Consider the following 25,447-nt stretch of genomic DNA (forward strand, 5'->3'; position numbering starts at 1 on the left):
CAAGCGCGAATGGCGGCTCTCATTCTGTTCGGCGGAGGCGGCGACCTCGCCATGCGGATGCTGTTGCCTTCGCTCTATTTTCTCGACCACGACGGCCTGCTGCCCGAGGGGCTGAAGATCATCGGCGCCGCCCGCTCGCACGAAACCCGCGAGGACTATGTCGCCAAGGTCCATGAGGCGGTGAAGCCGCGCGCCGAGGCGGACGACGCCTGGGACGAGGCCAGCTGGGCGCGGATGGCCGCCCGCCTCGATTATCTGGCCGTCGACGCCACCGATCCCGAGAGCCTGAAGCCGCTGAAGGCCAGATGCGGCGACGGCGACGTGACCTCCTTCCTGGCGGTGTCGCCCTCGCTCTACGACCGCATCGTCACGGCGATGAAGCCCGCGGGTCTGGCCGAGAAGAACTGCCGCATCGCGCTGGAGAAGCCGGTCGGCCACGACCTGACGAGCTTCCTTGAGATCGACGACGCCGTGGCCCGCGCCTTCGACGAGCGCCAAGTGTTCCGCATCGACCACTACCTGGGCAAGGAGACGGTCCAGAATCTGATCGCGCTGCGCTTCGGCAACACCATCTTCGAGCCGCTGTGGAACAATCTGACGGTCGACCACGTCCAGATCACGGTCGGCGAAACGGTCGGCGTCGGCGACCGCTGGCCCTACTACGACGAATACGGCGCCCTGCGCGACATGCTGCAGAACCACATGCTGCAGCTGCTGTGCCTGGTGGCGATGGAGCCCCCGAGCGACCTCGACCCGGATTCCGTGCGCAATGAAAAGGTCAAGGTGCTGCGGTCCTTGCGCCCCATCACGCCCGAGGAAGCCGAGCGCGTCACGGTGCGCGGCCAGTATGTGGCGGGTCAGGTCGAGGGCCAGCTGGCCAAGGCCTATGAGCAGGAGCGCGGCCAGCCTTCGGAGACCGAAACGTTCGTCGCCATCCGCGCCGACATCGACAACTGGCGCTGGGCGGGCGTGCCCTTCTTCATGCGCACCGGCAAACGCCTGCCGGAGAAGCGCACCGAGATCGTCATCCAGTTCAAGCCGGTGCCCCACTCCATTTTCGGCCACGGCGAGCGCGGCGACATCTACGACAATCGTCTGGTCATCGAACTGCAGCCCGAGGAAGACATCTCGCTGTCGGTGATGAACAAGAAGCCGGGGCTGGATCAGCGGATGCAGTTGCAGCCGATCAAGATGAGCCTGTCGTGGGGGCAGGACGGCAAGGACGCCGCGCCGCCGCGGCGCCGCATCGCCTATGAGCGGCTGCTGCTGGATGCGCTCAAGGGCGATTCGACCCTGTTCGTGCGCCGCGACGAGGCCGAACAGGCGTGGAAATGGGTCGACGAGGTCTCGGAGGCCTGGGACTGCCGCGACTGCAAGCCGCTGGACTATGTCGCCGGAACCTGGGGACCGGAGGCGGCGGACCTGCTGCTGTCGCGGACGGGTCGGAAGTGGAACACGCGCGATGAGTAAATTGGCACACAAGCCCTCCCCTCGAGGGGGAGGGTTGGGAGGGGTGAAGACAGGCCGGGTCTCGCTTCGCACCAGAGGGCTCGACCTTGCAAGCAGCGGCGCCTCGCGCGCCATCAAGTTCAGCCTCCTGCCTGCACCCCATCCCCCAACCCCTTCCCCCTCGAGGGGAAGGGGAGGCATGCCATGACCCAATCACTCATTCAGGTATTCCCTACCGTCCGGTCCTGGGCCGAGGCCGCCGCCGCGCGGCTGGCGGAGGCGCTGGCCGCCGGCATCGCCGCGAACGGCCGCGCCGTCTTCGCCGGATCGGGCGGCTCGACCCCCTCGCCCATCTACGCCGGGCTGGCCCAGGCAGACTTGGACTGGTCCAGGGTCGTCGCCACCCTGGTGGACGAGCGCTATGTGCCGGAGACCTCGCCCGACTCGAACGCGGCGTTGATGAAGCGGACCCTGCTGACGGGTCGGGCCGCCGCTGCGCGCTTCCTGCCGCTCTACCGCCCCGCCGTGACCGTGGACCGCGCCGCCGCCGAGGCGTCGAAGGCTCTGGCGGCCGAAGACAGGCGTCTGGACGCCGTCCTGCTGGGCATGGGCGAGGACGGGCATATCTGCTCCATGTTCCCGCAAAGCCCGACGCTGAAGACCCTGCTGACGCCCGACCTCAAGCCCGCCGTCTATGGCGTGCCGCCGGGCCGCGACGGTCTGGCGCCGCCCCAGGAACGGCTGTCGATCAACCTGCCCTATCTGATCGGTGCGCGCCGCGTGGTGCTGGCCCTGACCGGGGCCGCCAAGCGCGCCGTGTTCGAGCGCGAGGCGGGGGGCGATCCCCGCGTCCATCCCATCGCCGCCCTGATCGCGGCCAAGGTTCCCCTCGAAGTGCTTTGGACGGAGGCCGTCTGATGGCTCCCCCCCTGAATCCCGTGGTGGCGGAAGTCACCGCCCGCATCGTCGAACGCAGCCGCGCCACCCGCGCCGACTATATCCGCCGCATGGACGCCGCCCGCGACAGCGGCGCCGGCCGCGCCAAGCTGTCCTGCGCCAACTGGGCGCACGCCTTCGCCGGCCAGACCGTGGCCGACAAGCTGACGGCCATGGACGGGTCCAAGCCCAACGTCGGCGTGGTCACCGCCTACAACGACATGCTGTCGGCGCATCAGCCGTTCGAGCGCTTCCCCGCCGTGATCCGCCAGGCCGTCCGCGAGGTCGGGGCCACGGCCCAGGTGGCGGGCGGAACCCCGGCCATGTGCGACGGCGTCACGCAAGGGCGCCCCGGCATGGAGCTGTCGCTGTTCAGCCGCGACGTCATCGCCATGGCGACGGGCGTGGCCCTGACCCACGACGCCTTTGACGCCGCCATGATGCTGGGCGTCTGCGACAAGATCGTGCCGGGCCTGTTCATGGGCGCGCTGGCGTTTGGTCATCTGCCGGTCGTGTTTGCGCCTGCGGGACCCATGCCCTCGGGCATTCCCAACGCCGAGAAGGCCCGCATTCGCGCCGAATATGCGCAGGGGCTGGTGGACCGCGCCACCCTGCTGCAAAGCGAGATCGGCAGCTATCATTCGCCCGGCACCTGCACCTTCTACGGCACGGCCAACTCCAACCAGATGATGATGGAGATCGCCGGGCTGCATCTGCCTTCGACCGCCTTCGTCCACCCCGATACGGGCCTGCGCGACGCTCTGACGGCGGCGGCGGCCCAGCGGGCGGTGGAACTGGCGCGCACGGGCCAAGGCCGCATGGCCGACGTCATCAGCGAGAAGTCGATCGTCAACATGATCGTCGCCCTGCTGGCCACCGGCGGCTCGACCAACCACGCCATCCATCTGGTTGCCATGGCGCGGGCGGCGGGAGTGCTGATCGACTGGACCGACATGGATCAGCTGTCGTCGGTGACGCCGCTGCTGGCGCGAGTCTACCCCAACGGCTCGGCCGACGTGAACGCCTTCCAGGCGGCGGGCGGCGTGGCCTTCGTGACGCGCGAACTGGCCCAGGCCGGGAACATCCATTCCGACGTCGTCACCGTCATGGGTCAGGGCATAGAGGCCTATTTCCAGGAACCGTCGCTGGTGGACGGCGAACTGGTCTGGCGCGACGGCGTGTCCGAAAGCCTCGACCGCGACATCCTGCGCCCCGCCGCCGATCCCTTCGACAAGGAGGGCGGCCTGCGGCTGGTTCAGGGCGACCTGGGTCGGGCGGTCATCAAGGTCTCTGCGGTCAAGCCGGAGCATCGCATCGTCGAAGCGCCCGCCGCCGTGTTCGAGACGCAGGAAGACGCGCTCCAGGCGTTCAAGGACGGCAGGCTGTTCCGCGACATCGTCGTGGTGCTGCGCTTCCAGGGCCCGAAGGCCAACGGCATGCCGGAACTGCACAGCCTGTCACCGGCCCTGTCGGTGATCCAGGACCGGGGTTTCAAGGTCGCCTTCGTCACCGACGGCCGCATGTCGGGCGCCAGCGGCAAGACCCCCGCCGCCATCCACGTCAGCCCGGAAGCGCTGGCGGGGGGCCCCCTGGCCTATGTTCAAGACGGCGACGTCATCCGTCTGGACCCCGAGGCCGGGGTGCTGAGCACGGTCGGGGTGAGCGGCCTGACCGCGCGGCCGCTGGCCGTCCGCTCGACCGCCAACGCCGAGGGGTCGTCCTGGGGCTATGGTCGCGAACTGTTCGGCGCCTTCCGTCATGTCGTGACCACGGCCGAGCGGGGGGCCACCGTCTGCTTCGCCGTGCCCGTCGGGGTCGGCGGTCATACCGATACGCCCCCCAATCCCAACTTCGTCGACCGGACGGTGGACGCCTGATCCGCCCCGCCGAGCGCAGGAAACGACCCGATGAACGACAAGACGCTTCTCGTTGGTCCCCAGCTTGTCGGCGACGTCGGCGGCACCAATGCGCGCTTCGCCCTGGCCCGGATGGTGGATGGCCAGGTCGTTCTGGACCACCACGAGAGCTTCCCTGCCCACGAACACCCGACCTTCCTCGGCGGCGTAAAGGCCTTCCTCGACGGCTGCGCGGTCAAGCCGACTGGCGGCGTCCTGGCCGTGGCCGGGCCGGTCACGGACGGAGCCATCGACCTGACCAACTCGCCCTGGCAGGTGTCGGAGGCCGAGTTGCAGAGCCTGGGCCTCAATCCGGTCAGGCTGATCAATGATTTCGAGGCCCTGGCCTGGGGCGCGCCGATCGTGCCCGAGGACCAGCTGGCCTCGCTGGGCGGGCCGGCGGAGGGTCAGCACGACGCCGCCCTGGCCGTGCTCGGCCCCGGCACCGGCTTCGGCGTCTCAGCCCTGGCGCGCGACAGCCACGGCCGCGAGATCGCCCTGCCGAGCGAGGGCGGCCACGCCTGTTTCGCCCCCGGCGACGCGGTCGAGGACGAGATCCTGCGCATCCTGCGCCGGCGCTATGACCGGGTGTCGATCGAGCGGCTGATCTGCGGCCCCGGCCTGCTGAACATGCACCGGGCGCTGGCCGAGATCGACGGGCGCGAGAGCCATATTGAGGACCCGGCGCAGATCACCCGCGAGGCGCTCGAGGACATGCACAGCCCCTGCGGCGCGACCCTGGCGCGGTTCTGCGCCATCCTGGGCGCCGTGGCCGGGGACGTGGCCCTGACCATGGGGGCGCGCGGCGGAATCTACATCGCCGGCGGCATCGCCCCGCGCATCCTGCCCTTCCTCAAGGCCAGCCCCTTCCGCGAACGGTTCGAGCGCAAGGGGCGGTTCCAGCCCTATATGGAGGCCATCCCGACCAGGGTGATCCTGCACGAGCAGGCCGCGTTGCTCGGCGCCGCGCGCGTGGCCTTCGCCGAAGCGCGTTGAAGGAAAAATCACGGCGGCGTGAACCGTTCGTGAGCGACGGCGTTATTCAAGCTTAACCTGCTCTGGAAGGACGCCCCATGAAAAAGATCGCCGTCACCGCCGCCGCCCTGTTCATCGTCGCCGGCCTTGCCGCTTGCCAGAACCCGACCGAAAAGGCCGCTGAAAGCAAGGCCGCCGCGGTCAAGGCGGAAGGCAACGCCGCCGCCGATCAGATGAACGCCCAGGCCGACACCACCATGGCCCAAGGCGCCGCCACCGCCGATGCGGTCAAGGCCGAAGCGGATCGCAAGGCCGAGGCCCTGAAAGCTGAGGCCGACAACGCCAAGAAGGCCGCCGGCGAGCACGCCGCCGCCGTCAAGGACGCCGCCAAGCCCACCTAGGCCCTGATCGGAAAGCCCCCGCCGCGAAGCCGACGGGGGCTGATGATCTCAGTCGATGCAGAGCGTCGCCTCGGCCTTGCCGTCCTTGATGGTAGTGCGACAGCCGAAACGGTTGCTGTCGGCCTGACAGACGCCGGTCGCACGCGCGCCCGGAGCGATACCGTTGTTGCCCGCGATCTCGCAGTCGCCTTCGCATTGCGAGGCGTCGGTGCAGCGCTTCCCCGCGTCGGGGTATCTGACCACGCACTGCCAGGATTGCATCCGCCCCACCTGGCGCATCTCGCCGCCGCGCGCGGTGCAGGACGACGAACTGATGGTCATCGTCGGCGGCGGCTCGGGCGCTTCGACAGGGACCACGGGTTCCGGCGCTGGAGTCGGGGAACAGGCCGCCAGGACGAGACCGGCGGCGAACAGCAGGGCTTTCAGCTTCATCCGACGTTTCCTTTTTCGAACCCGCTCCAGCAGTCGTCGTAGTCGAGCTGCATCTGCGGCGTCGCCTCGGCCCAGGCCGTGGTGCGGATCGGCATCCGCGTCTCGAACATGAAGGCCAGGGTGTTCTCGATCTTGTGCGGCTTCAGGTCGGCCTTGGTCGCGCCGTCCCAGCTGGCCTGATCCGGGCCGTGGCCGCTCATGCGGTTGTGCAGGCTGGCGCCGCCGGGAGCGAAGCCGCCCGCCTTGGCGTCATAGGCGCCGAAGACCAGCCCCATGAACTCGCTCATGACGTTCCTGTGGAACCACGGCGGGCGGAAGGTGTCCTCGGCCACCATCCAGCGCGGCGGGAAGATGACGAAGTCGCAGTTGGCCGTGCCGGGCGTGTCGCTGGGCGAGGTCAGGACGGTGAAGATCGACGGGTCGGGGTGGTCGTAAGAGACCGTGCCGATGGTGTTGAACCGCGCCGTGTCATAGCGATAGGGGGCGTAGTTGCCGTGCCAGCCGACCACATCTACCGGGCTGTGGCCAAAGGTCGTGGCCCACAGCCGACCGCCGTATTTCTGGACGCACTGGGTCGGACGGTCCACGTCCTCGAACCAGGCGACGGGGGTCTCGAAATCGCGCGGATTTGCCAGGCCGTTGGAGCCGATGGGGCCGAGGTCGGGCAGGCGGAAGGGCGCGCCGTAGTTCTCGCAGACATAACCCCGCACCGGGCCGTCCACCTCGACGCGGAAGCGCACCCCGCGCGGGATGACGACGACATGGCCGGGCGCCGCCTCGATCACGCCCATCTCGGTGACGAAGCGCTGCGCGCCCTCCTGCGGCACGATCAGCAGCTCGCCGTCGGCGTCGTAGAAGACCCGGTCGACCATCGAGCGGTTGGCGACATAGAGGTGGATGCCCACGCCGACGCCCGAATCCGCGTCGCCATTGCCGCCATAAGTGACCAGGCCCTCGACCCAGTCGGTGGGGGCGTCCGGCAGGGGCAGAGGGTCCCAGCGCATCCGGTTGGGGTTGGGCGGAGTCTCGGCGAAGGGACCGGACCGCACCCGGCCCTGCGCGAAGGGCTGATACGGCCCGTGTTGGGCCGAGGGCCGCAAACGGTACAGCCAGCTTCTCAGATTGTGGTCACGCGGGGCGGTGAAGGCCGCGCCCGACAGCTGCTCGGCATAGAGGCCCAGCGCCGGGCGCTGCGGCGAATTCCGCCCGACCGGCAGCGCGCCCTCGACGGCCTCGGTGGCGAAATGATTGGCGAAGCCGGTCTGATAGGCGGGCGCGTTGGATCGCGTCATGTGTTTCTCCCTTGCGGGAGGTTTAGCCGGGGAAGATGGCGCCGTCATCCTTCTCCCCTTGAGGGAGAAGGTGGCTCGCGGAGCGAGACGGATGAGGGGTCGCACCTCCCTGTCCGATGCGGATAGCACTCTTAAATCAGCCGACGGAGAAACTCCTCATCCGAGCGCCTCCGGCGCCCACCTTCTCCCGCAAGGGGAGAAGGAAAGTCAGAACCCCTGACTGCGCGCCAGACGCTCCGCGTGGAAACCCGCGTCACCGAGCAGTTCGTTCAGCACCCGCACCCGCTTCATGAACAGGCCGACGTCGAAGGCGTCGGTCATGCCGACGCCGCCGTGCATCTGCACCGCCTCCTGCACCGCCAGTTCGGCGACGCGGCCGGCCTTGGCCTTGGCGACGCCCGCCGCCATTTCGGCGTCGGGGCGGCCCGCGTCGATGGCCTGAAGCGCGGCCAGGGTCGCGGCCTTGGCCAGCTCCAGCTCGGTGAACAGGTGAGCGGCGCGGTGCTGCAGCGCCTGGAACTCGCCGATCAGCTTGCCGAACTGCTGGCGGGTCTTGAGGTAGTCGAGCGTGATCCTGAAGGCCTGATCCCCCGCCCCGACCAGAGAGGCGGCGGCGCAGGCCCGGCCCAGCGTCAGCGCGGCGTCCAGCGGCCCCTGCCCCTCGCCCACCGCGCCGATCACGGCGTCGGCGTTCACGATCACGTCGCTCAGGGTCACGCGCGCGGCGTTGTGGGCGTCGACCATGACGGTGCGTTCGACCGCGACGCCGCTGGTCTTCGGGTCGATCAGGAAGAGGGTGAGGCCGTCGTCGGCCCCATCTTCCTGAATTCGCGCCGCGACGATGAGGGCGTCGGCGACGTGGCCGTCCAGCACGAAGCCCTTGGCGCCGTTCAGCTTGAAGCCGTTTCCGGCGCGTTCGGCCCGCGTCGTGATCTTGGCCGGAGCGTGCTTCGGCCCTTCATCGACGGCAAGGCTGAGGATGGCCTCCCCCGCCGCGATCTTGCCCAGCCAGGCCTTCTGCGCGTCCGAACCCGCCGCCTTCAGCACGGTCGCGGCCAGCACTGACGAGCCCATGAAGGGCGAGGGCGTCAGGGTGCGCCCCAGGCTTTCGGCGATGACGCCCGCCTCGACGGCGCCGAGGCCGGAGCCGCCGTCAGCTTCATCAATGACGACGCCGGCGAAACCCATCTCGCCAAAGGCCCGCCACAGGTCGCGCGATACGCCGTCGGGGTCGCGACTGTCGCGCAGTTGGCGCAGGTGAGCGATGGGGGCGTGGTCGTTCAGGAAGCCGTCGGCGGCGTCCTGAAGCATGGTCTGCTCTTCGGTCAGGATCAGGGGCATCAGATCATTCCTCCAAAGCCCTCCCCCTCGATGGGGGAGGGTTGGGTGGGGGTGTCGGCAGGCGTTTTCCGAGCGAGCGTCGGAGGCGCCGCCTCTCCCGCCACAACGAACAGGGCGACGGGCGCACCCCCATCCCCGGCCCTTCCCCCATCGAGGGGGAAGGGAGTGTGCAAAGCCGCCATCCTCACGCCCCCGGCAGTTGCAGCAGGTGTTTGGCGATGATGTTCAGCTGGATTTCGCTGGTCCCGCCCTCAATGGAGTTGGCCTTGGTGCGCAGCCAGTCGCGGGCGGCGGCGCCGTCCTTGGAGCGTTCGCCCTCCCATTCCAACGCGTCTGACCCTCCCGCCGCCATGGCCAGTTCGTGGCGGCGCTTGTTCAGTTCGGAGCCGTAGTATTTCAGCATGGAGGCAATGGCCGGGTGAGCCTGCTTGGCCTTCACCTGATCGCCGACGCGCTCCATCGCCAGACGGAAGGCGGCGACGTCGATGTCGTAGTCGGCGATGCGGGCGCGCAAGGAAGGCTCGTCCAGCCGCCCGGCCTCGTCCACGCCGAGCGTATCGACCGCGACCTGACCCAGGGGGCGGCCGACGCCGCTATCGCCCATGGCGCCGATCATGGTCCGCTCGTGCGCCAGCAGGGCCTTGGCCACGTCCCAGCCGCGGTTCAGCACGCCAACCAGATTCTCTTTTTCCACGCGCACGTCGTCGAAAAAGGTCTCGCAGAAGGGCGACTTGCCCGAAATCAGGGTGATGGGGCGAGTGCTGACGCCCGGGGTCGCCATGTCGAACAGGACGAAGCTGATGCCCAGATGCTTGGGCGCCTCGGGATCGGTGCGGACCAGACAGAAGATCCAGTCGGCCTGGTCGGCGTAGGAGGTCCAGACCTTCTGACCGTTGACGATCCAGTGGTCGCCTTTGTCCTCGGCCCGCGTCTGGATCGAGGCCAGATCGGAGCCGGCGCCGGGTTCGGAATAGCCCTGACACCAGCGGATTTCACCGCGCACGATGGGCGGCAGGAAGCGCTGCTTCTGCTCCTCCGTGCCGAAGGCCAGCAGCGCCGGGCCCAGCATCCAGATGCCGAAGCTGGCCAAGGGCATCTGCGCCTGGATGCGGCGCATTTCGGAGGCCAGCACCTTGGCTTCCTCGCGGGACAGGCCCCCGCCGCCGTAGGCGCTGGGCCATTCCGGCGCGGTCCAGCCGCGCGCGGCCATGCGCTCCAGCCAGAGCTTGTGCGCCGGGGTCTTGAACACGGGGTTGCGGCCGCCCCAGACATAGTCCTCGTCGCCGTCGCGCGGCCCGCGCACCTCGGCTGGGCAGTTGGCCTCCAGCCAGGCGCGCGTCTCGGCGCGGAACGTCTCCAGATCGGCCATGGCCGCCCTCCCTGCGTTCGTCGTTGCAGGGAGGCTAGCCGGTCTTTTTTGGAAACGGAATGGGAAGAATCTCCCTCCCCCGCAGGGGGAGGGAGAGGCGTCGCGTGTCGCGCTATTTCTTCGTCGGCAGGAAGGGCGAGAAGGTGATGACGGTGAAGGTGTCGCGGATGTGGGGGCGCGTCTGCACCTGCTTGGTCACGAAGGTGCCGATGTCGGCGTCTTTCGGCAGCTGGAACTTGGCCAGCAGGTCATGCTGACCCGAGGTCGAGTAAACTTCCGACACGTTTTCAACATTGTCGACCAGATCGGCGGCGACGTCGTTGGCGTAGCCCAACTCGCATTTGATGAAGACGAAAATGGCGGTCATCATGGTCGGAACCTCCCGTTCAAGCGGAGGTGCATAGCGGATGGAAACGGCATGGGTAAGGCTCCGGCGACACTGACGGCCCCTCCAGTCGATTACGAGGCGGCGTACAACAATCGGGAACGGGTGCCGGGACACCCGGAAATCCTGAAACGATGGCGAGAGGATTCGGCCCGCGTCATCGACGCCCGCCGCCCCGAAACCGTCGAATACGGTCCCAGCGAACGCCAGAAGATGGAGTGGTTCGACGCCGGCTCCGGCACGCCGACCGCCATCTTCATCCACGGCGGCTACTGGCAGGCGCTGGACCGGGCCTGGTTCGCCTGGGTGGCGCCCGCCCTGCTGGATCACGGGATCAGCGTCGTCATCCCCGGCTATGACCTGGCCCCGGCGGTCAAGGTCGGCGCCATCATCGGCCAGATGCGCCGCGCCACGGAGCTGGTGCGCGACCGCACCGGCAAGCGGCCGCTGGTCTTTGGTCATTCCGTCGGCGGGCATATGGCGGCCTGCATGTTGTCCGAGGGCCGGGCGCGGGCGGCGCTGGCCATCTCGGGCGTGTTCGACATCGAGCCGCTGATCCACACCACGCTGAACCAGGCCCTGGGGCTGGACGCGGCCACGGCGCGGGCGCTGTCGCCGATCCACTGGCCCGTCCCCAACGGCGGGGCGCCGGGCGGGCGGGCGCTGGACTGCTGGGTCGGCGGGGCCGAGAGCAACGAGTTCATCCGTCAGAGCCGCAGCATGGCCGCCGAATGGGGCGGCAAGGGCGCCGACACCCATGTCGAGGTGCTGGACGGGCTGGATCACTTCACCATGCTCGACCCGCTGGCCGACAAGGACAGCAGCATGGTCAAACGGCTGACTGCGCTGGCGACCGCCGAATAAGGCGCCGCTTACCAGGATTGATCCCGGCAGCCCTTGACGCAGGGGCCGCCTACCGCCGATCTGCGGGCTGCAAGGCCTGAAGGAGACCCCATGCGCCACGATCGTCTCAGCGTGCTGACCGCCCTCGAAACGCAAGGGGTGGTGCCGGTCTTCTATCACGCCGACCCGGAGGTCTGCGCCGAGGTGATCCGCGCCTGTGCGCGCGGCGGGGCCAAGGCGGTTGAGTTCACCAACCGCGGCGACTTCGCCTGGGAGACCTTCACCGCCCTGTCGAAGCAGTTCGCCCGGACCGATCCCGACATCATCATGGGCGTCGGCTCGATCCTGGACGCGCCGACGGCGGCTCTCTACCTCGCTTCGGGCGCGCGCTTCGTCATCAGCCCCTGCCTGGTTCCCGAGGTGGCGCAGGTCTGCAACCGCCGTCAGGTCGCCTATTCGCCGGGCTGCGGCTCGGTGCGCGACATCTCGGAGGCGCAGGCTCTGGGCTGCGAGATCGTCAAGCTGTTCCCCGGCGCCTCGGTCGGCGGGCCGGACTTCGTCAAGGCAGTGCTGGGGCCGATGCCCTGGACCAAGATCATGCCGACCGGCGGCGTCGACCCCGACGAGGCCTCCATCGCGAAGTGGTTCGGCTCGGGCATCGTGGCGGCGGGCATGGGGTCCAAGCTGATCACCGACGCCGCGATCCAGGCCAAGGACTGGGCCGGGATCGAAGCCAAGGTGCGCCAGACGGTCGAAGCGATCGCGGCGTTCCGGGCGAAGTAGCCGCTTCTTTCCTCCCCACTCCGTGGGGAGGGGGACCGCGTAGCGGTGGAGGGGCTATGCCACGTCAAAGCGGCCCCTCCGTCACGCCGCCTTCGGCGCCGCGCCACCTCCCCATGAATGGGGAGGAGAAAAAAGGCCCCGCCGGTCGAACCAGCGGGGCCTTCTCATATTCAGACGCTGAAACGCCTCAGGCGGCGGCGGCGGCGGCCTTGGCCAGCTTGTCCTGGTGGGCCTTCATGCCGATGGCGATCAGCTCGGCGGCTTCGCCGGCGTCGCCCCAGCCGTTGACCGTGACCGACTTGCCCTTCTCCAGATCCTTGTAGCGGGTGAAGAAGTGCTCGATCTGCTCGATCAGGATGGCGGGCAGCTGACGGTAGCTGGAGACCTCGGTGTAGTAGGGGTTCAGCTTGTCGACCGGCACGGCCAGGATCTTTTCGTCGCCGCCGGCCTCGTCGACCATCTTCAGCACGCCGATCGGGCGCGAGCGGATGACGCAGCCCGGCACAACGGGGGTCGGGTTCAGCACGATGACATCGCAGGGATCGCCGTCGTCCGACAGGGTGTGCGGGATGAAGCCGTAGTTGCCCGGATAATACATGGCGGTGTGCAGGAAGCGGTCGACAAACAGGGCGCCCGAGGCCTTGTCCATCTCGTATTTGACCGGCAGGCCGCCTTGCGGAATTTCGATGACCACGTTGACGTCCCAGGGGGCGTTGGGGCCAACCGGAATGGCTTCGATGTTCATGATACGCTCTTATTGCAGGTGCGAACGGGGAGTTGGGGCGCGTGATAAGCTTTGCGTCGCCGAACAGCAAGCGTCAGAGGACGCAGCGAGGCGAACGCCCTTGCCCCATAGGCCCGACTGAAGGCATCAACACGGCATGACCCTGCTCGACTGGATCGCCCTCGCCCTCTTCTTCATCGCCTGGCTCGGCTATGGCCCGATCCTGGGGCTAATCGCCCGGCGCAGCGGCTCGCTGAACGACGACATGCTGATCGTCCGCGACAGCTGGATGACGGCCATGACCCACCGCGAGACGCGGCTGATCGACAGCCAGTTGATGGGCCATTCGATCAATTCGGCGTCCTTCTTCGCCTCGACCAACCTGCTGCTGATCGCGGCGGTGGCCGGCATCCTGTTCGGCGGTGAAAACGCGCTGCAGGGATTCGCCGCCGTCGGCGCCGAGGCGGTGCCGACCAAGCTCCTCGAGGCCAAGCTGGCCCTGGTCCTGGTCTGCCTGGCGCGCGGCTTCCTCGACTTCATATGGGCCCTGCGCCAGATGAACTATGCGCTGGCCCTGATCGGCGCCGCGCCCGAGATTCACTCCGAAACCGACAGGGTCGCCTACGGCCACGCGGTGGGTCGGGTGCTGAACCCGGCGCTGAGCGGCTTCAGCCAGGGGGTGCGCGGCTATTATTTCGCTCTGGCGGCGGCGGCCTGGCTGTTCGGTCCGCTGTGGCTGGCGCTGGGCGTGATCTCGGCCTTCGGCCTGCTGGTCTGGCGCCAAGCCGGGTCGCCCGCGGCGCGGGCCGTTCGGGCGGCGCGGCGGCTGCTGGAACGCAACTAGGCCCCTGTTTCGTCTTATTGCGGCCGCGAACGATCCGTGCCGACACCCCCTATCCTGTCGCGTTCCGGCGAAAGAGATATTCGTAACAGCCTGTGATCGCGAGAAGATGATCGGCGCTTGAAATCTTGTGCGCTGCAACCTAACTTGGCTTTCGACGCCTCCGGGCGTCGTGCCCTTCCTGGGCGTTTCCTCCCTATAGACTTTATATGCCGCGCCTCCGGGCGCGGCTTTTTTTTGGCCAGGCCGTGAATGGCCAAGTTTTGGTCAAGCTGTCGTCTAACGTCGCTCGTCTCGATGGAGGGGTGAATGCTGACGACAATTCTGCTTCTGGCCGCCGTTCAGGCGTCCGCGCCGGAGCCCACGGCCGATTCCCTGGCCTATTTCGCCGGAACCTGGCGGTGCGACGGCCATTTCACGCCGTCCAACAGGCCCCTGTCGTCGATCCTGGAGTTCAGCGTCGATCCCGTCACCCAGGCGACGATGAAGGCGCATCGTGACCTGCCGCCCGCAACCTATTCGGCGAACGAGACATGGACCTCCGCGCGTTCGGGCGGGTACCGGATGACGATCGCGGACAGCTTCTCGGGGCAGCGATGGTACGCCGCCGATGGCTGGGCCGGCGACCGGTGGACCTGGGAGCGTCAGCGGCTCGGCGCCGAGCCGCGGGAGCAGTTCGTCTATATCCGCGACGGCGACAACGCCATGACGGTCGAATGGTGGATCGCTCGCGGCGATGCGCCCCTGACCATGGGCGACACCCTGGCCTGCGTCCGTCAGGTCTGATCGAGCGTCCCGACGCCCACCAGCAGGTCGGCTACGACCTGGGCCAGGGCCTTCCGGGTCCGCTCCCAGCCAGGCCCCCGTTGGTGCGCCGCCTCATCGAAATAGAGCGCGCGATTCAGTTCGATCTGAATCGCATGGAAGCCGTCTTCCGGCCGTCCCCAGATCTGGGTGGCGTGGCCGCCGGCATAGGGCCGGTTCAGGGCGACGCGCCACCCCAGCCGTTCGAAGGCGCGCCTCAGGCGACGGGTCAGTTCGGGCGTGCAGGACGCGCCGTACCGATCGCCCAGCACGACGTCGGGGCCGTTCCTGCCGCCCGCTGCGCGCGCCGGCATGGAGTGCCAGTCGATCAGAACGGCGCGGCCATGCCGCGCGTGGGCCGCCTGCATGAGGGCGGCGAGCGCCTGATGATAAGGACGATGAATGTTGGCGATCCGCGTCTCGGCCTCAGCCTTCGACAGCCGCCGATCATAGAGCGGCGCGCCGTCCCCTGTCAGGCGCGCCAGGACGCCGTAACCGGCCCGCGCCTTCGGGCTCGGGACCGGCGCGCTCAGGTCCTCGATCAACAAGGGATCCAACTCGCCCTCCGCCCGGTTCAGATCGACATAGGCCCGTCCGATACGTCCTCGGATCAGCGCAATCCCAAGCGTCGGACCCGTCTCGACCAGCCGATCGACCAAGGCGTCCTCGGCGCTGCGCAGGCTGAGCGTCGACAAGCCTGGACGCGCGCCCATATCGTCCGGATAGACATCGCCCGAATGCGGCGAGGCGAAGACCAGCGGGCTCGGCGCGCCGACCGGCGCCTCGACGAGAAACGCCGATTGCTCGTCAGTTGTGGCGATGCGCGAATCCATGGCTGCGGCTTAGCCTGTTTTGTCCACAAGACCAGACCCCGGCGCCGATGATCGAACCCGGTCTTTCACCGGCGATTTACGCTTCGCTGCAAAGGTGGCGGTTTGATCAAGGAACGACAACGCATGGCGCGTATTCTGCTGGCCGAAGACGACGGCTCGCTTCGAGGCTTCCTGACCCGCGCGCTGGAACGCGCCGGCCACGCCGTGGTGGATTGCGAGAATGGCGACGACGCCATCGACGCCTTGGAACAAGGCCCCTACGACCTGCTGTTGACCGACATCGTCATGCCGGGCGCCGACGGGATCGAGGTCGCCCGCGTCGCCGCCGTGCGTCAGCCGGGCATCCGCATCATGTTCATCACCGGCTTCGCCGCCGTCGCCTTGACCGCCGCCCAGGCCACGCCGCAGGCCAAGGTCCTGTCCAAACCCGTCCACCTGCGCGACCTGGTGAACGAGGTCGAACGCATGATCGCAGCTTAAGCGGAAGAAAAGACGAAGAAAGACGTCGCCCCCCCTTGCGGCCCCCGCAAACTGCGGGTTATAGACGCCGCCTTCCCGACCCCCAGGGGAACTTGTTCTTCCAGGGGCCGCTCAGGCGGACGCGTAGCTCAGCGGGAGAGCACCTCGTTGACATCGAGGGGGTCACAGGTTCAATCCCTGTCGCGTCCACCATCTCTTCCCCAGGCTTTTCGCTTTGAAGCTCGCTCGGAGCGGCGACAGCGCGGGGACGACCACGAAAACTCTCCAATCTACGTTCAGGCCATCGGCCTCTCGACCCTGACGAGGGGATCAGGCGCGCCCTGAATCCGGCCGTCCAGCGAGAAAACGCCCGCCCAATCTTTACCGTCAGTTGTGATGTCTTGGCTAACCTGCCGGGCAGAGTTCGAAGCGAGGCCTTTCGTGCGCATGACAGACCAGCCCGCCCGCCATGGCCCCGCGACCGCCAATCGGTCGCTGTCGACCATATCCGACCAGTTGGAATCCGCTCGCGCGCAGATCGAGGCGCGTTTCTCCGACGCCGGCGGACGGCTGGCGAGTTCGCTGGACATGGTCGGGCGCCTGATCGACTCCCTGGATCATCTCGGCTCCGCGCTGAACGCGGACACCGTTTCAGGCACGACGGAAGATCTGTTGTCGACCGCGGCGGGACTGACGGCCCTGCCCCAGGCCCAGCGCGGCCGCATCGAGCGCATGCAACACCTTCGCCAGGCCGGCGCGGCGCTGGCCTCCCACATCGACGAAATGCGCCAGACCCTGCGCTATCTCCGCGCCTTCGCCATGAATGTGAAGATCACGGCCGGCGCGATCATCTCCGCGTCGGACGAATTCGGCGGTTTCGCCGAGCAGATGTGCAGCCAGCTGGATGTCGGGGGACGCGAACTGGACGAACTGGCGGGTCAGTTGTCCCTCCTGGATCGTCAACTGGTCGAAGCCCTCGCCTTCGAACAGACGCTCGGCGGCAAATACCAGACCGTCATTCCCGCCGTGCCGGAAAAGCTGGCGATCGACGCCCAGGCCATCGGCGTCCATCACGCCCGCATCGCCCATGTCACGGCCTCGGTGGCGGCCATCGCCCGCGACATTCAGATGAAGGTCGCCAGGGCCCTGACGGCCCTGCAGATCGGCGACATCACCCGCCAGCGGATCGAGCATGTCCAGCTCGGCCTGGCCGTGACCTCCCGACGGCTGACGGACGCGACCCTGTCGGCGGAAACCGGGGCGCGCGTCAGGCGTCAACTGACCCGGCTTCTGGCCGAACAGATGGCCGACACCGCCACAGCCTTCGAGGCCGAGGCCGCCAAGGTGACGCAGAGCCTCGCCGGCATGGCCCAGGACACAGCGCAAATCCTGGCCTTCGAGGGCCTGTCGGATGCACGCGGGTCCGGCGGCCTGCGGGCGCTGGAGAGCAGCCTGGGTCAGGCGCGCATTCTGGTGGGCGACGTCGGCGCGGCGATGGACAACGCCCATCGCATCAGCGACGAAACCGCCACGGCGGTTGAAACCCTGACCCGCCGCGTCGACGCCATTCACAGCGTCAAACGCGACATTCAGCAGATGGCGATCAACAGCAGCCTGCGCTGCAACCGGTTGGGCGAGATCGGCAGGCCGCTGAACGTCATCGCGCTGGAACTCAGCAGCCACGCCGTACAGTTGGAGGAATCGGCCAACCAGACCCTGGGGTCGCTGGCCCAGTTGGCCGAAATCGCCGGGGACATGACGGGCCAGACGGAGGCCGTGATCGATGCGACGCGGCTGGAAAGCGTGAGCGACCGCCTGCGCCAGGCCGCCGACGTGATCGAACACGACCTGGCGGCCCTGGGTGTCAAGGGCGCCGAGACCGCCCGGTCGCTCGCGCTCTCCACCGACCAGTTGGGACTGAAGGACGACCTGGGCGAAACCCTGCACGCCGCCGCCATAGCCCTGATCGAAGAGGCGGGACCGGCGGTGGAGGACCTGACCGATATCGCCGGGATCGTCGGCGACGCGATGGACGAAATTTCGCGCTGCTACACCATGGCGCGGGAACGCACGATCCACGCGGCGCACGCCGTCGCATGCGACCGACCGGACGCGGAGAACGTCGTCCCCATCAAGCCCATGTCCGCCAAGGACGAGGAATTCGACGACATCCTGTTCTAGGGCGCGTCGCCCGCTTCCGCGGCGTCGAAAGCCGCTTAACGGCGGCGATCGACCTGCATGATCTCGCGCGCGATGTGCTCCAGCGGCGCCACCTTCTGGGCCGCGCCCCGGGCGATCGCTTCCCTGGGCATGCCGAAGACGATCGAGGTGGCCTCGTCCTGAGCCAGGGTGGAGGCCCCCGCCTCCTTCATCTCCAGCAGGCCGCGCGCGCCGTCGTCGCCCATGCCGGTCATGATCACCCCCAGGGCGTTACGGCCGGCCGCCCGCGCGGCGGAGCGAAACAGGACGTCGACCGAGGGGCGATGACGCGACACCGGCGGCCCGTCCTTGATCGCGACCTGATAGCGGGCGCCCTGGCGTTCCAGCAGCATATGCTTGTCGCCCGGCGCGATCAGGACGTGGCCGCGCAGCACCGGGTCGCCGTGCCCGGCCTCCTTGACCTCGACATCGCAGAGACTGTTCAGCCGCTTGGCGAAGGCGGCGGTGAATCCCGCCGGCATATGCTGGACCACCACGATGCCGGGCGCATTGGCCGGCAGGGCCTGCAGCACTTCGCGCAGGGCCTCGGTGCCGCCGGTCGAGGCGCCGATGCAGACGACCATCTCGGTGGTGCGGGCCATGGCGGCGCCGCTCGGCGGCGGCAGCACGGCGTCGGCGGTGAGCCTGGCGCCCGGCTCCAGCGGCCGGGGCGCCGGGCGGCGGACGCCGACGCGCGCGCGCGCGGCCGCCTTGACCACGTCGCGGATGCGATCTGCGCTTTCCGCCAGATGGTCGGCGGCGGCGATCCGCGGCTTCAGGATGATGTCGACCGCGCCGGCTTCCAGGGCCTGCATCAGGGTCTCGGACCCCGCCTCGGTCAGGGAGGAGCACATCACCACGGGGATCGGCCGCTGCGACATGATCTTGCGCAGGAAGGTGATGCCGTCCATGCGCGGCATCTCGACGTCCAGGGTGATGACGTCGGGAACATCCTCGGCGATGCGGCGGGCGGCGACGAACGGGTCGGGCGCGACGCCGATGACCTCGATGTCCGGATCGGCCGACAGCACGTCGACCAAGGTCTGGCGGACACTGGCCGAGTCGTCGACGACCAGGACGCGAACCTTGGGCATGGGATCAGGTCTTTCGGAATACGGTGTTGGCCACGGCCGTCAGCGGCAGTTCAATGCCGGCGATGCTTTCCGAATGGCCGATGAACAGATAACCGCCGGGCTTCAGCCGGTCGCACAGCCGCTTCAGCACCTTGGCCTGAGTCGGTTTGTCGAAATAGATCAGGACATTGCGACACATGATCAGGTCAAACGGATCGCCGACGGCGTAGCTCTCGTCCATCAGGTTCAACCGCGCCAGGACCAGCTTGGCGCGAAGCGAGGGATGGATGCGCGCCTCGCGCCGCCGACTCTCCTTGGCCGCCATGACCCAGCGGCGCATGTCAGCGGGCACGGGCGCCAGGATTTCCTTCGGATAGACGCCGCGCAGGGCCGTCTCCAGCACGTCTGTGCTCAGATCCGTGCCCAGAATCTGGTAGTCGGGTCCGCCCTGGTCGTCGGCGAAGCGCTGCATCACCATGGCCATGGTGTAGGGCTCGGCGCCGGTCGAGCAGGCTGCGCTCCAGGCACGAATGCGGCGCTGGCCCGCCGACTTGAACTCCGGCAGCACGTGGCTGGTCATGTAGTCGAAGTGGCGCGGTTCGCGGAAGAAGTCGGTCTTGTTGGTGGTGACCGCGTCTATCAGATGGACGGACTCGGCCTCCAACCCGTCCTCGCGGAACAGATGGTCGCAATAGTCGTCGAAGCTGGCGTGGCCGGTATGGCGCAGCCGACGCCGCAGCCGCCCCTCCAGCATGGTGCGTTTGGACGAGGGCATCTTGATGCCGCTGTAGTCGTAGATATAGCGCGCCAGACGCTCGAAATTGCGGGCGCTGATCTGATCGACGACGGTCGTTTCCCGGGCGAGAGCCGCTGCGGCCAATGCAATATTCCTTGAAGTGGAGATCACGCGGCGGTCAGGCCGCGTGATCTATGTCCGCAAATGATCCGAGCGAAGCCGTATCCGTGGTGGACAGCAGGCGCGGCAGGTCGATCAGCACGACGAACCCTTCGGATCGACGCACCACGCCGGAGATGTAATCCGAGCGCCACTTCACCCCGATGTCGGGCGACGGCTCGATCTGATCGTCCTGGAAAGCGGCGACCTCGAACACCCGGTCGGCCACCAGCCCCAGGCTGAGCACGCGATCCTCCAGCGGGATGTCCAGCACGAGGATGCGGGTGTTCAAGGTCGGCTCGACCGGGGCCATGCCTAGGCGGATCCGGAGATCCGCCGTGGGCACGCCGCGCCCCCGCACGTCCGTCAGGCCCAGCAGATAGGCCGGACCGTTGGGAATGCGGGAGGGCGTCTGATAGGTCAGGATCTCCCGCACCAGGCTGACCGGGGCGGCGAAGACTTCCTCGCCCAGGCCGAACGTGACGTACTGGCCTTCAGCGGCGTCCGACATCAAGCGCTCTCCCGGAAGTCCATGTCCTCGGCGTCGGCGCCGCCCAGGGCCATGTCCAGGGCGAAGCCCTTGGCGCGGGCCTGCTGCTGGTGGACAGCGGGCCGGGCCGCAGCCTTGACGGCCTTGGCGGCCGGGCGCGCGGCGGGCTTGAAGGTCGAGATCGGGGCAGGCGACCGCGTCGCGGCGCGCCCTCCGGCGGCGTCGGTACGGAAGAAGGCGATCGAGGTCTGCAGTTCCTCGGCCTGGGCCGCCAGTTCCTCGGAGGTGGCCGACATCTCTTCCGAGGCGCCGGCGTTCTGCTGGGTCACCTTGTCGAGCTGCTGGATGGCCTCGTTGATCTGCGAGGCGCCGATGTCCTGTTCGCGGCAGGCGGCGCTGATCTCGGAGACCAGTTCGGCGGTCTTGCGGATGTCCGGCACCAGGCGTTGCAGCATGTCGCCGGCTTCCTGGGCGGCCTTGACCGTGTCGCCCGAGACCGAGCTGATCTCGGCGGCGGCCGTCTGGCTGCGTTCGGCCAGCTTGCGCACTTCCGAGGCGACCACGGCGAAGCCCTTGCCGTGTTCGCCGGCCCGGGCGGCTTCCACCGCCGCGTTCAGGGCCAGAAGGTCGGTCTGGCGGGCGATCTCCTGCACGATGCCGATCTTGTCGGCGATGGTGCGCATGGCGTCGACGGCGCGGCTGACCGCTTCGCCGCTGACCTCGGCGTCCCGCGACGACTGACGCGAGATCTTCTCGGTCTGGGCGGCGTTGTCGGCGGTCTGTTTGATGTTGGCGGCCATCTCTTCCATCGAGGCCGAGGCCTGTTCAGCGGCGGCGGCCTGTTCGGTCGCGCCCTGGCTCATCTGCTCCGAGGTCGACGACAGTTCCTGGCTGCCCGAGGAGACGTTGTCGGCGGCCGACAGGGCGTCGGCGACAACGCCGCGCAGGCGCTCGACCATGCTCTGCAGCGAGAGACCCAGGGTGTCCTTGTCCGACAGCGGCTTGGGCTGGACGGTCAGGTCGCCGTTGGCGATCTCGTCTGCGATGGCGGCGGTGACGCGCAAGTTGCCGGTCATGATGTTGATGCGGTCGACCAGGTCCTTGATCTCGTCGTTCGACTTGATCTCGACGTCCTTTTCCAGGTCGCCGATGGCGATGGCGTCGGCCGCGACCATGATCTTGCGCAGGCCCGCAGTGATGCCAATCGCGATCCACAAGGCCATGCCCAGAGCCAGGGCGACGGCCAGGGCCGACAGGGCGATCATCATGTTGCGGGTGTTCAGATAGTCGCCGTGGGCCTGCTGCTGCGCTTCATGGGCGCGATCTCGGTTCGTCGCCACGCCCTCCTTGAGCTTGTCGGTCAGGGCGTTGGCGGCGTCCCGACCGTCGCCCGACGAATAGACGACCGCCGCGGGAATGTTGCCGACGCGGGCCAGGACACGGATGTGGTCGTCGGTGCGCTCGAACTCGTCGGTGCGGGCCTTCAGATCGGCCCACAACTGGCGCGTCGCTGGCGTGGCCGAGGCAGCCATCTGGTCGAAGATGACGTGATACTGGCGGCGCAGGTCGTCGCTGGTGGCGATATGACGCTGCATCTCGTCCGGCGAGGCCGACAAAACGGTGTTCTTCTGACTCCGCACGACGGCCAGCGACAGGGCGTTCAGTTCGTGCATCTTGTCGAGGCGCGCAACGGTGCCGTCAACCACCTCGTCCATGGCCCCTTTGGCCACGCCCAGACTGTGGATACCGTAGCCGGCCGTGCCGGCCAGCATGACGATGAGGAAGCCGAAGGCCAGGGCCAGTTTGGCTTTGATGGTGAAACGCATGGAAGTCGTCCCCGAAATCAGTGGCGGCTCAGGGACGCGGCCGACGGGCGGGCGTCCTGATGTTGGTTGAAAATGGTCTGCAATTCCGGAACGACGATGAACTCGGTGTCTCGTCGGACCAGGCATTGGATGAACTCGGGCCGCCAGCGCATTCCGACGCTGGGCGGAGCTTCGCTCGCGGCGCGCTCCAGGGTGGTGACCTCGTGCACCTTGTCGGTGCGGAGGCCGACCAGGGCTTGCTCCCCGTCGAGCGTCATCTCGATGACGACGATGCGGCTGTCGATGGTGGGCGCGCCGATCTTGAGGTCGAAGACCTCCCGAAGGTCGGCCAACGGAATGACCTTGCCGCGGAAATTGATCACCGATCCCGCGAAGGCGCCGGCGCCCGGCACCGCAGTCTCGGGCGCCAGGTCGATGATCTCCTGCACCCGCACGGCGTCGAGGGCGAAGAGCTCTCCGTTCAGTTCGAAGGTCAGCACCTCGACCTGTTCGCCGCCGGTCCAGCCCGGCGCGGTCACGGCGTCGTTCAGCCCGCTCATACGGCTTCGCGCATCCGCGCCTCCTGCTGTTGGCCGAGAGCGACCAGGTTGACGATGTCGAGGATCAGGGCGACGCCGCCGTCGCCCAGAATGGTGGCGCCGGAGAAGGTCGGCAGGCCGGCGTGCAGTTTGGACATCGACTTGATGACGGTCTGGTGGTCGCCGATGATCTGGTCGACGACCAGGCCGATCCGTTCCTCGCCGCTGGAGACCACAACCACCTTCTGGTGCAGTTCGGGCTGAGTGCCGGTGGCGAACAGGTCGCGCAGGCGCAGGAAGGGCACGAGCCTGTTGCGCAGCGAAAGGAAGCTTCGTCCGCGCGAACGCTGGTCCTCGTCCAGCGACAGTTCGAGGCATTCCTCGACGGCGCCCAGAGGAATGACGTAACGCCCCTGCCCCACCCTGACCAACAGGCCGTCGATGATGGCCAGGGTCAGCGGAATGCGCAGCGACACCTCCGAGCCCTCGCCAGCACGGCTGGCGATGTCGATGGAGCCCCGCAGGCTCTCGATCGTCCGCTTGACCACGTCCATGCCGACGCCGCGTCCCGACAGATTGGTCACCGCCGCCGCCGTGGAGAAGCCGGGGTGGAAGATCATCTGCAGCAAGTCATGATCGCTGACCGTCGCGCCCGGCTCGATCAGCCCCTGCGCTTCGGCCTTGGCCCTCACGCGGTCGCGGTCGATGCCCCGGCCATCGTCGCGGATGACGATCACCACCTCGCCGCCCGACTGGTGCGCGGACAGGCGGATGCGGCCCGTCTCGGGCTTGCCCGAAGCGAGGCGATCCTCAGGCCCTTCCAGCCCGTGGTCGGCGGCGTTGCGGATCAGGTGGACCAGCGGGTCGGCCAGCCGTTCGATGACGGTCTTGTCGATCTCGGTCGTTTCGCCGTCGGTGGACAGCTCGATGGCCTTGCCGGTCTCGCGCGCCAGATCATGGACCAGGCGCCGGAAGCGGCCGAACAGAGTGGCCACCGGGACCATGCGCAGCACCATCATCGTGTCGCGCAACTCGCCCGACAGACGCCCGATGTCCTCCGACACGGCGCGCAGCGCGGTGTCGGCCCCGGCGGCGGCGATCTGGCTGAGGCGCGACTGGGCGATGACCAGTTCGCCGACGCGGTCCATCAGTTCGTCCAGGCGATCGGCAGGGACGCGAACGCTCTCTGCGGCCCTGGCGGCCCTGCCTGCGCCGGCGTCGGCGGGATCGCCGGCAACCGCCGCCTGAGCCTGAACGGACGGCGAAACCGGCGAAGCGACCGTCGCCTCGAACGGCGCCGACGCCGGCACTTCGTCCGCGACGAACGCCGCGTCTTCGACCGCTTCGATCTCCAGGGTCATGTCGTCCATGACGAAGATGAAGACGTCCTCGATGGCGGCGCGGCCCTGGTCGGTGGTCAGGACGACGTCCCAGGCCAGGTAATGGTCGGTCGGTTCGATCAGGTTCAAGGGCGGCACGCGCGACCGGTCGGCGACCACGCGGGCCTCGCCCAGGTCCCGCAGCTCCGCCAGCAGGGCCAACGGATTGACGCCGTTCCTGAAGGCGTTCGACGGCAAGTCGAAGCGGATGCGCCAGGTCGTCATGCCCGGCGACGCGGCGGCGACCGGAGCGATCCCGTCCGCCGCGCGCACCGCGCGCTCCAGATCGGCCAGCAGCAGGTCGCCCGCATCGCCGTAATCCCCCGACGGATTTTCCATCAGACGGCGCATGTGATCGCGAGCGGCCAGCACGGCCGACACCAGGTCCGTGGTCGCGGCCACCTCGCCCTTGCGGACGCGATCGAAGGCGGTCTCGCAGTGGTGGGTGAAGCCGGCGAGGGCGTCAAAGCCGAACATGGCCCCCGACCCCTTCAACGTGTGCAGGCCGCGAAACACGGCGTCGACCAGATCGCGGTTCTCGGGATGATCCAGCAGATCCAGCAGGCCCTGCTCGATCAGCTCCAGATTCTCACGCGCCTCGACCTGAAAGACGGCGATGGCTTCGTCGCTCATCGACCGAGCACCTTCTTGGCGATGCGCACCAGTTGGTCGGGGTCGAAGGGCTTGGTCAGCCAGCCCGTCGCGCCGGCCGCCTTGGCCCGCTCCTTCATCGCGGCGTCGGATTCAGTGGTCAGGAAGACGATGGGCACGCCCATCTGCTCGGGCATGAGGCGCATCTTCTCGATCATCGTCAGCCCGTCCATGACCGGCATGTTCAGGTCGGTGATGATCAGGTCGAAGGCGCTGGCCCGCGCCTTCTCGATGCCCTCTGCGCCGTTGGCGGCCTCGGCGACCGAATAGCCGGCGTTGGTCAGGGCGATCTTCAGCGCCACGCGGATGCTGGGGGAATCATCAACCGTGAGGATCGAGGCGGTCATTGCGCGGGCCCTTCATGAAGCCAGAAACGGTGGAGGTCCGACGGCGCGTCAGCAAAAAAACCTATATTTTCCAATAGGGAGCGCATCTGTTCGGCAGGTCGCAGTAACGACAGGCGCTTGCCGGTGGTCTTCGCATAACAGCGTGCGGACTCGATCAGTTGCAGACCGCACAAATCGGCGAAGTCTTCTTTTGAGATATCAAGACAAAGATCATCGCAGCCTTGGAATCCATCGACCAAAACTTGATGGATAACCGCTACATTTCGGACGACGAGCGCCGAATCCAATTCGATTGTTCTAATCATCA

The 25,447-nt window shown here is 67.9% G+C and carries 26 protein-coding genes and 1 tRNA gene; 12 read left to right on the plus strand and 15 right to left on the minus strand.

Annotation, left to right across the window (positions count from 1 at the left end):
- The first annotated feature begins 9 nt into the window (after positions 1–9).
- The 5 genes from zwf (at position 10) to AB4Y68_RS05435 (ending at position 5,656) form a co-directional block, all read left to right on the plus strand.
- On the plus strand, positions 10–1,470 hold the full coding sequence (zwf, locus tag AB4Y68_RS05415) for a glucose-6-phosphate dehydrogenase (protein WP_441454486.1): 1,461 nt from the start codon (positions 10–12) through the stop codon (positions 1,468–1,470).
- 183 nt (positions 1,471–1,653) lie between these two features.
- Entirely contained in the window at positions 1,654–2,367 is a 714-nt protein-coding gene (gene pgl / locus AB4Y68_RS05420) for a 6-phosphogluconolactonase (RefSeq protein ID WP_441454487.1), read from the plus strand.
- Positions 2,367–4,262: a phosphogluconate dehydratase gene (edd, locus tag AB4Y68_RS05425; RefSeq protein ID WP_441454488.1), complete on the plus strand. Its 1,896-nt coding sequence runs from the start codon at positions 2,367–2,369 to the stop codon at positions 4,260–4,262. The genes pgl and edd overlap by 1 nt, the downstream gene beginning before the upstream one ends.
- A gap of 30 nt (positions 4,263–4,292) precedes the next feature.
- Positions 4,293–5,276, plus strand: coding sequence for a glucokinase (glk, locus tag AB4Y68_RS05430; protein ID WP_441454489.1), 984 nt, complete (start codon positions 4,293–4,295; stop codon positions 5,274–5,276).
- 77 nt (positions 5,277–5,353) lie between these two features.
- The gene (locus AB4Y68_RS05435; protein ID WP_441454490.1) at positions 5,354–5,656 is read left to right on the plus strand and encodes a hypothetical protein; all 303 of its coding nucleotides are present in this window, start codon (positions 5,354–5,356) and stop codon (positions 5,654–5,656) included.
- A gap of 48 nt (positions 5,657–5,704) precedes the next feature.
- Here the strand turns inward: AB4Y68_RS05435 and AB4Y68_RS05440 are convergent, their stop codons facing one another.
- The 5 genes from AB4Y68_RS05440 to AB4Y68_RS05460 all read right to left on the minus strand — a co-directional run bounded on the left by AB4Y68_RS05440 (position 5,705) and on the right by AB4Y68_RS05460 (position 10,460).
- Positions 5,705–6,088 (minus strand): hypothetical protein, encoded by a 384-nt coding sequence (locus AB4Y68_RS05440; protein ID WP_441454491.1) that lies wholly within the window; start codon positions 6,086–6,088, stop codon positions 5,705–5,707.
- A complete protein-coding gene (gene hmgA, locus AB4Y68_RS05445) occupies positions 6,085–7,380 on the minus strand; it encodes a homogentisate 1,2-dioxygenase (RefSeq protein WP_441454492.1) in 1,296 nt (431 codons plus the stop codon). The genes AB4Y68_RS05440 and hmgA overlap by 4 nt, the downstream gene beginning before the upstream one ends.
- 207 nt (positions 7,381–7,587) lie before the next feature.
- A complete protein-coding gene (locus tag AB4Y68_RS05450) occupies positions 7,588–8,721 on the minus strand; it encodes an acyl-CoA dehydrogenase family protein (protein ID WP_441454493.1) in 1,134 nt (377 codons plus the stop codon).
- Positions 8,722–8,905: 184 nt separating this feature from the next.
- Positions 8,906–10,090: an acyl-CoA dehydrogenase family protein gene (locus AB4Y68_RS05455; protein ID WP_441454494.1), complete on the minus strand. Its 1,185-nt coding sequence runs from the start codon at positions 10,088–10,090 to the stop codon at positions 8,906–8,908.
- Positions 10,091–10,202: 112 nt separating this feature from the next.
- The gene (locus tag AB4Y68_RS05460; RefSeq protein WP_441454495.1) at positions 10,203–10,460 is read right to left on the minus strand and encodes an Lrp/AsnC ligand binding domain-containing protein; all 258 of its coding nucleotides are present in this window, start codon (positions 10,458–10,460) and stop codon (positions 10,203–10,205) included.
- Positions 10,461–10,508: 48 nt separating this feature from the next.
- On the opposite strand from AB4Y68_RS05460, the gene AB4Y68_RS05465 reads away from it, so the two are divergent.
- Both AB4Y68_RS05465 and AB4Y68_RS05470 read left to right on the plus strand, forming a co-directional pair.
- Positions 10,509–11,339: an alpha/beta hydrolase gene (locus AB4Y68_RS05465; protein WP_441454496.1), complete on the plus strand. Its 831-nt coding sequence runs from the start codon at positions 10,509–10,511 to the stop codon at positions 11,337–11,339.
- Between the two features lie 90 nt (positions 11,340–11,429).
- The gene (locus tag AB4Y68_RS05470; RefSeq protein ID WP_441454497.1) at positions 11,430–12,101 is read left to right on the plus strand and encodes a bifunctional 4-hydroxy-2-oxoglutarate aldolase/2-dehydro-3-deoxy-phosphogluconate aldolase; all 672 of its coding nucleotides are present in this window, start codon (positions 11,430–11,432) and stop codon (positions 12,099–12,101) included.
- 187 nt (positions 12,102–12,288) lie between these two features.
- Here AB4Y68_RS05470 and ppa read toward each other — a convergent pair whose 3' ends face one another.
- Entirely contained in the window at positions 12,289–12,846 is a 558-nt protein-coding gene (gene ppa / locus AB4Y68_RS05475) for an inorganic diphosphatase (protein ID WP_441454498.1), read from the minus strand.
- A 136-nt stretch (positions 12,847–12,982) separates the two neighbouring features.
- Between ppa and AB4Y68_RS05480 the strand changes: the two genes are divergently transcribed.
- Together AB4Y68_RS05480 and AB4Y68_RS05485 are read left to right on the plus strand one after the other, a co-directional pair.
- Positions 12,983–13,669, plus strand: coding sequence for a DUF599 domain-containing protein (locus AB4Y68_RS05480; protein WP_441454499.1), 687 nt, complete (start codon positions 12,983–12,985; stop codon positions 13,667–13,669).
- A 306-nt stretch (positions 13,670–13,975) separates the two neighbouring features.
- Positions 13,976–14,452, plus strand: a complete 477-nt coding sequence (locus AB4Y68_RS05485) for a hypothetical protein (RefSeq protein WP_441454500.1) — start codon at positions 13,976–13,978, stop codon at positions 14,450–14,452.
- Here the strand turns inward: AB4Y68_RS05485 and AB4Y68_RS05490 are convergent.
- Positions 14,443–15,303, minus strand: coding sequence for an N-formylglutamate amidohydrolase (locus AB4Y68_RS05490; protein WP_441454501.1), 861 nt, complete (start codon positions 15,301–15,303; stop codon positions 14,443–14,445). The two genes, AB4Y68_RS05485 and AB4Y68_RS05490, sit on opposite strands and share 10 nt — an antisense overlap.
- Positions 15,304–15,426: 123 nt before the next feature.
- Here AB4Y68_RS05490 and cpdR point away from each other — a divergent pair, with 123 nt between their 5' ends.
- The 3 genes from cpdR to AB4Y68_RS05505 all read left to right on the plus strand — a co-directional run bounded on the left by cpdR (position 15,427) and on the right by AB4Y68_RS05505 (position 17,943).
- On the plus strand, positions 15,427–15,783 hold the full coding sequence (cpdR, locus tag AB4Y68_RS05495) for a cell cycle two-component system response regulator CpdR (RefSeq protein WP_441454502.1): 357 nt from the start codon (positions 15,427–15,429) through the stop codon (positions 15,781–15,783).
- A gap of 117 nt (positions 15,784–15,900) precedes the next feature.
- Positions 15,901–15,975, plus strand: a tRNA-Val gene (locus tag AB4Y68_RS05500).
- 228 nt (positions 15,976–16,203) lie between these two features.
- Entirely contained in the window at positions 16,204–17,943 is a 1,740-nt protein-coding gene (locus tag AB4Y68_RS05505; RefSeq protein WP_441454503.1) for a hypothetical protein, read from the plus strand.
- A gap of 35 nt (positions 17,944–17,978) precedes the next feature.
- Here the strand turns inward: AB4Y68_RS05505 and AB4Y68_RS05510 are convergent, their stop codons facing one another.
- Genes AB4Y68_RS05510 through AB4Y68_RS05545 form a run of 8 tightly spaced genes read right to left on the minus strand, consistent with a single transcriptional unit; the run spans position 17,979 to position 25,445 of the window.
- The gene (locus AB4Y68_RS05510) at positions 17,979–19,055 is read right to left on the minus strand and encodes a protein-glutamate methylesterase/protein-glutamine glutaminase (RefSeq protein ID WP_441454504.1); all 1,077 of its coding nucleotides are present in this window, start codon (positions 19,053–19,055) and stop codon (positions 17,979–17,981) included.
- A gap of 4 nt (positions 19,056–19,059) precedes the next feature.
- Positions 19,060–19,914 carry a CheR family methyltransferase gene (locus AB4Y68_RS05515; protein ID WP_441454505.1) on the minus strand — a complete coding sequence of 285 codons (855 nt, stop codon included), beginning with the start codon at positions 19,912–19,914 and terminating at the stop codon, positions 19,060–19,062.
- Positions 19,915–19,948: 34 nt separating this feature from the next.
- A complete protein-coding gene (locus AB4Y68_RS05520; RefSeq protein WP_441454506.1) occupies positions 19,949–20,440 on the minus strand; it encodes a chemotaxis protein CheW in 492 nt (163 codons plus the stop codon).
- Positions 20,440–22,245, minus strand: a complete 1,806-nt coding sequence (locus tag AB4Y68_RS05525) for a methyl-accepting chemotaxis protein (RefSeq protein WP_441454507.1) — start codon at positions 22,243–22,245, stop codon at positions 20,440–20,442. Before AB4Y68_RS05525 ends, AB4Y68_RS05520 begins: the two co-directional genes overlap by 1 nt.
- 17 nt (positions 22,246–22,262) lie before the next feature.
- Entirely contained in the window at positions 22,263–22,784 is a 522-nt protein-coding gene (locus AB4Y68_RS05530) for a chemotaxis protein CheW (protein WP_441454508.1), read from the minus strand.
- Positions 22,781–24,775: a chemotaxis protein CheA gene (locus AB4Y68_RS05535; protein ID WP_441454509.1), complete on the minus strand. Its 1,995-nt coding sequence runs from the start codon at positions 24,773–24,775 to the stop codon at positions 22,781–22,783. Before AB4Y68_RS05535 ends, AB4Y68_RS05530 begins: the two co-directional genes overlap by 4 nt.
- Positions 24,772–25,140 carry a response regulator gene (locus AB4Y68_RS05540; protein WP_441454510.1) on the minus strand — a complete coding sequence of 123 codons (369 nt, stop codon included), beginning with the start codon at positions 25,138–25,140 and terminating at the stop codon, positions 24,772–24,774. Before AB4Y68_RS05540 ends, AB4Y68_RS05535 begins: the two co-directional genes overlap by 4 nt.
- Positions 25,137–25,445, minus strand: coding sequence for an STAS domain-containing protein (locus tag AB4Y68_RS05545; RefSeq protein ID WP_441454511.1), 309 nt, complete (start codon positions 25,443–25,445; stop codon positions 25,137–25,139). The genes AB4Y68_RS05540 and AB4Y68_RS05545 overlap by 4 nt, the downstream gene beginning before the upstream one ends.
- Between the last annotated feature and the right edge of the window lie 2 nt (positions 25,446–25,447).

Source organism: Brevundimonas sp. 2YAF1 (genome assembly GCF_052114745.1).
Taxonomy (GTDB): Bacteria; Pseudomonadota; Alphaproteobacteria; order Caulobacterales; family Caulobacteraceae; genus Brevundimonas.

What these genes read in the sequence shown, in the direction of transcription:
- zwf (WP_441454486.1), top strand. Translation starts at nt 10, where the DNA reads ATGGCGGCTCTCATTCTGTTCGGCGGAGGCGGCGACCTCGCCATGCGG.
- pgl (WP_441454487.1), top strand. Translation starts at nt 1,654, where the DNA reads ATGACCCAATCACTCATTCAGGTATTCCCTACCGTCCGGTCCTGGGCC.
- edd (WP_441454488.1), top strand. Translation starts at nt 2,367, where the DNA reads ATGGCTCCCCCCCTGAATCCCGTGGTGGCGGAAGTCACCGCCCGCATC.
- glk (WP_441454489.1), top strand. Translation starts at nt 4,293, where the DNA reads ATGAACGACAAGACGCTTCTCGTTGGTCCCCAGCTTGTCGGCGACGTC.
- AB4Y68_RS05435 (WP_441454490.1), top strand. Translation starts at nt 5,354, where the DNA reads ATGAAAAAGATCGCCGTCACCGCCGCCGCCCTGTTCATCGTCGCCGGC.
- AB4Y68_RS05440 (WP_441454491.1), bottom strand. Translation starts at nt 6,088, where the DNA reads ATGAAGCTGAAAGCCCTGCTGTTCGCCGCCGGTCTCGTCCTGGCGGCC.
- hmgA (WP_441454492.1), bottom strand. Translation starts at nt 7,380, where the DNA reads ATGACGCGATCCAACGCGCCCGCCTATCAGACCGGCTTCGCCAATCAT.
- AB4Y68_RS05450 (WP_441454493.1), bottom strand. Translation starts at nt 8,721, where the DNA reads ATGCCCCTGATCCTGACCGAAGAGCAGACCATGCTTCAGGACGCCGCC.
- AB4Y68_RS05455 (WP_441454494.1), bottom strand. Translation starts at nt 10,090, where the DNA reads ATGGCCGATCTGGAGACGTTCCGCGCCGAGACGCGCGCCTGGCTGGAG.
- AB4Y68_RS05460 (WP_441454495.1), bottom strand. Translation starts at nt 10,460, where the DNA reads ATGATGACCGCCATTTTCGTCTTCATCAAATGCGAGTTGGGCTACGCC.
- AB4Y68_RS05465 (WP_441454496.1), top strand. Translation starts at nt 10,509, where the DNA reads ATGGGTAAGGCTCCGGCGACACTGACGGCCCCTCCAGTCGATTACGAG.
- AB4Y68_RS05470 (WP_441454497.1), top strand. Translation starts at nt 11,430, where the DNA reads ATGCGCCACGATCGTCTCAGCGTGCTGACCGCCCTCGAAACGCAAGGG.
- ppa (WP_441454498.1), bottom strand. Translation starts at nt 12,846, where the DNA reads ATGAACATCGAAGCCATTCCGGTTGGCCCCAACGCCCCCTGGGACGTC.
- AB4Y68_RS05480 (WP_441454499.1), top strand. Translation starts at nt 12,983, where the DNA reads ATGACCCTGCTCGACTGGATCGCCCTCGCCCTCTTCTTCATCGCCTGG.
- AB4Y68_RS05485 (WP_441454500.1), top strand. Translation starts at nt 13,976, where the DNA reads ATGCTGACGACAATTCTGCTTCTGGCCGCCGTTCAGGCGTCCGCGCCG.
- AB4Y68_RS05490 (WP_441454501.1), bottom strand. Translation starts at nt 15,303, where the DNA reads ATGGATTCGCGCATCGCCACAACTGACGAGCAATCGGCGTTTCTCGTC.
- cpdR (WP_441454502.1), top strand. Translation starts at nt 15,427, where the DNA reads ATGGCGCGTATTCTGCTGGCCGAAGACGACGGCTCGCTTCGAGGCTTC.
- AB4Y68_RS05510 (WP_441454504.1), bottom strand. Translation starts at nt 19,055, where the DNA reads ATGCCCAAGGTTCGCGTCCTGGTCGTCGACGACTCGGCCAGTGTCCGC.
- AB4Y68_RS05520 (WP_441454506.1), bottom strand. Translation starts at nt 20,440, where the DNA reads ATGTCGGACGCCGCTGAAGGCCAGTACGTCACGTTCGGCCTGGGCGAG.
- AB4Y68_RS05525 (WP_441454507.1), bottom strand. Translation starts at nt 22,245, where the DNA reads ATGCGTTTCACCATCAAAGCCAAACTGGCCCTGGCCTTCGGCTTCCTC.
- AB4Y68_RS05530 (WP_441454508.1), bottom strand. Translation starts at nt 22,784, where the DNA reads ATGAGCGGGCTGAACGACGCCGTGACCGCGCCGGGCTGGACCGGCGGC.
- AB4Y68_RS05535 (WP_441454509.1), bottom strand. Translation starts at nt 24,775, where the DNA reads ATGAGCGACGAAGCCATCGCCGTCTTTCAGGTCGAGGCGCGTGAGAAT.
- AB4Y68_RS05540 (WP_441454510.1), bottom strand. Translation starts at nt 25,140, where the DNA reads ATGACCGCCTCGATCCTCACGGTTGATGATTCCCCCAGCATCCGCGTG.
- AB4Y68_RS05545 (WP_441454511.1), bottom strand. Translation starts at nt 25,445, where the DNA reads ATGATTAGAACAATCGAATTGGATTCGGCGCTCGTCGTCCGAAATGTA.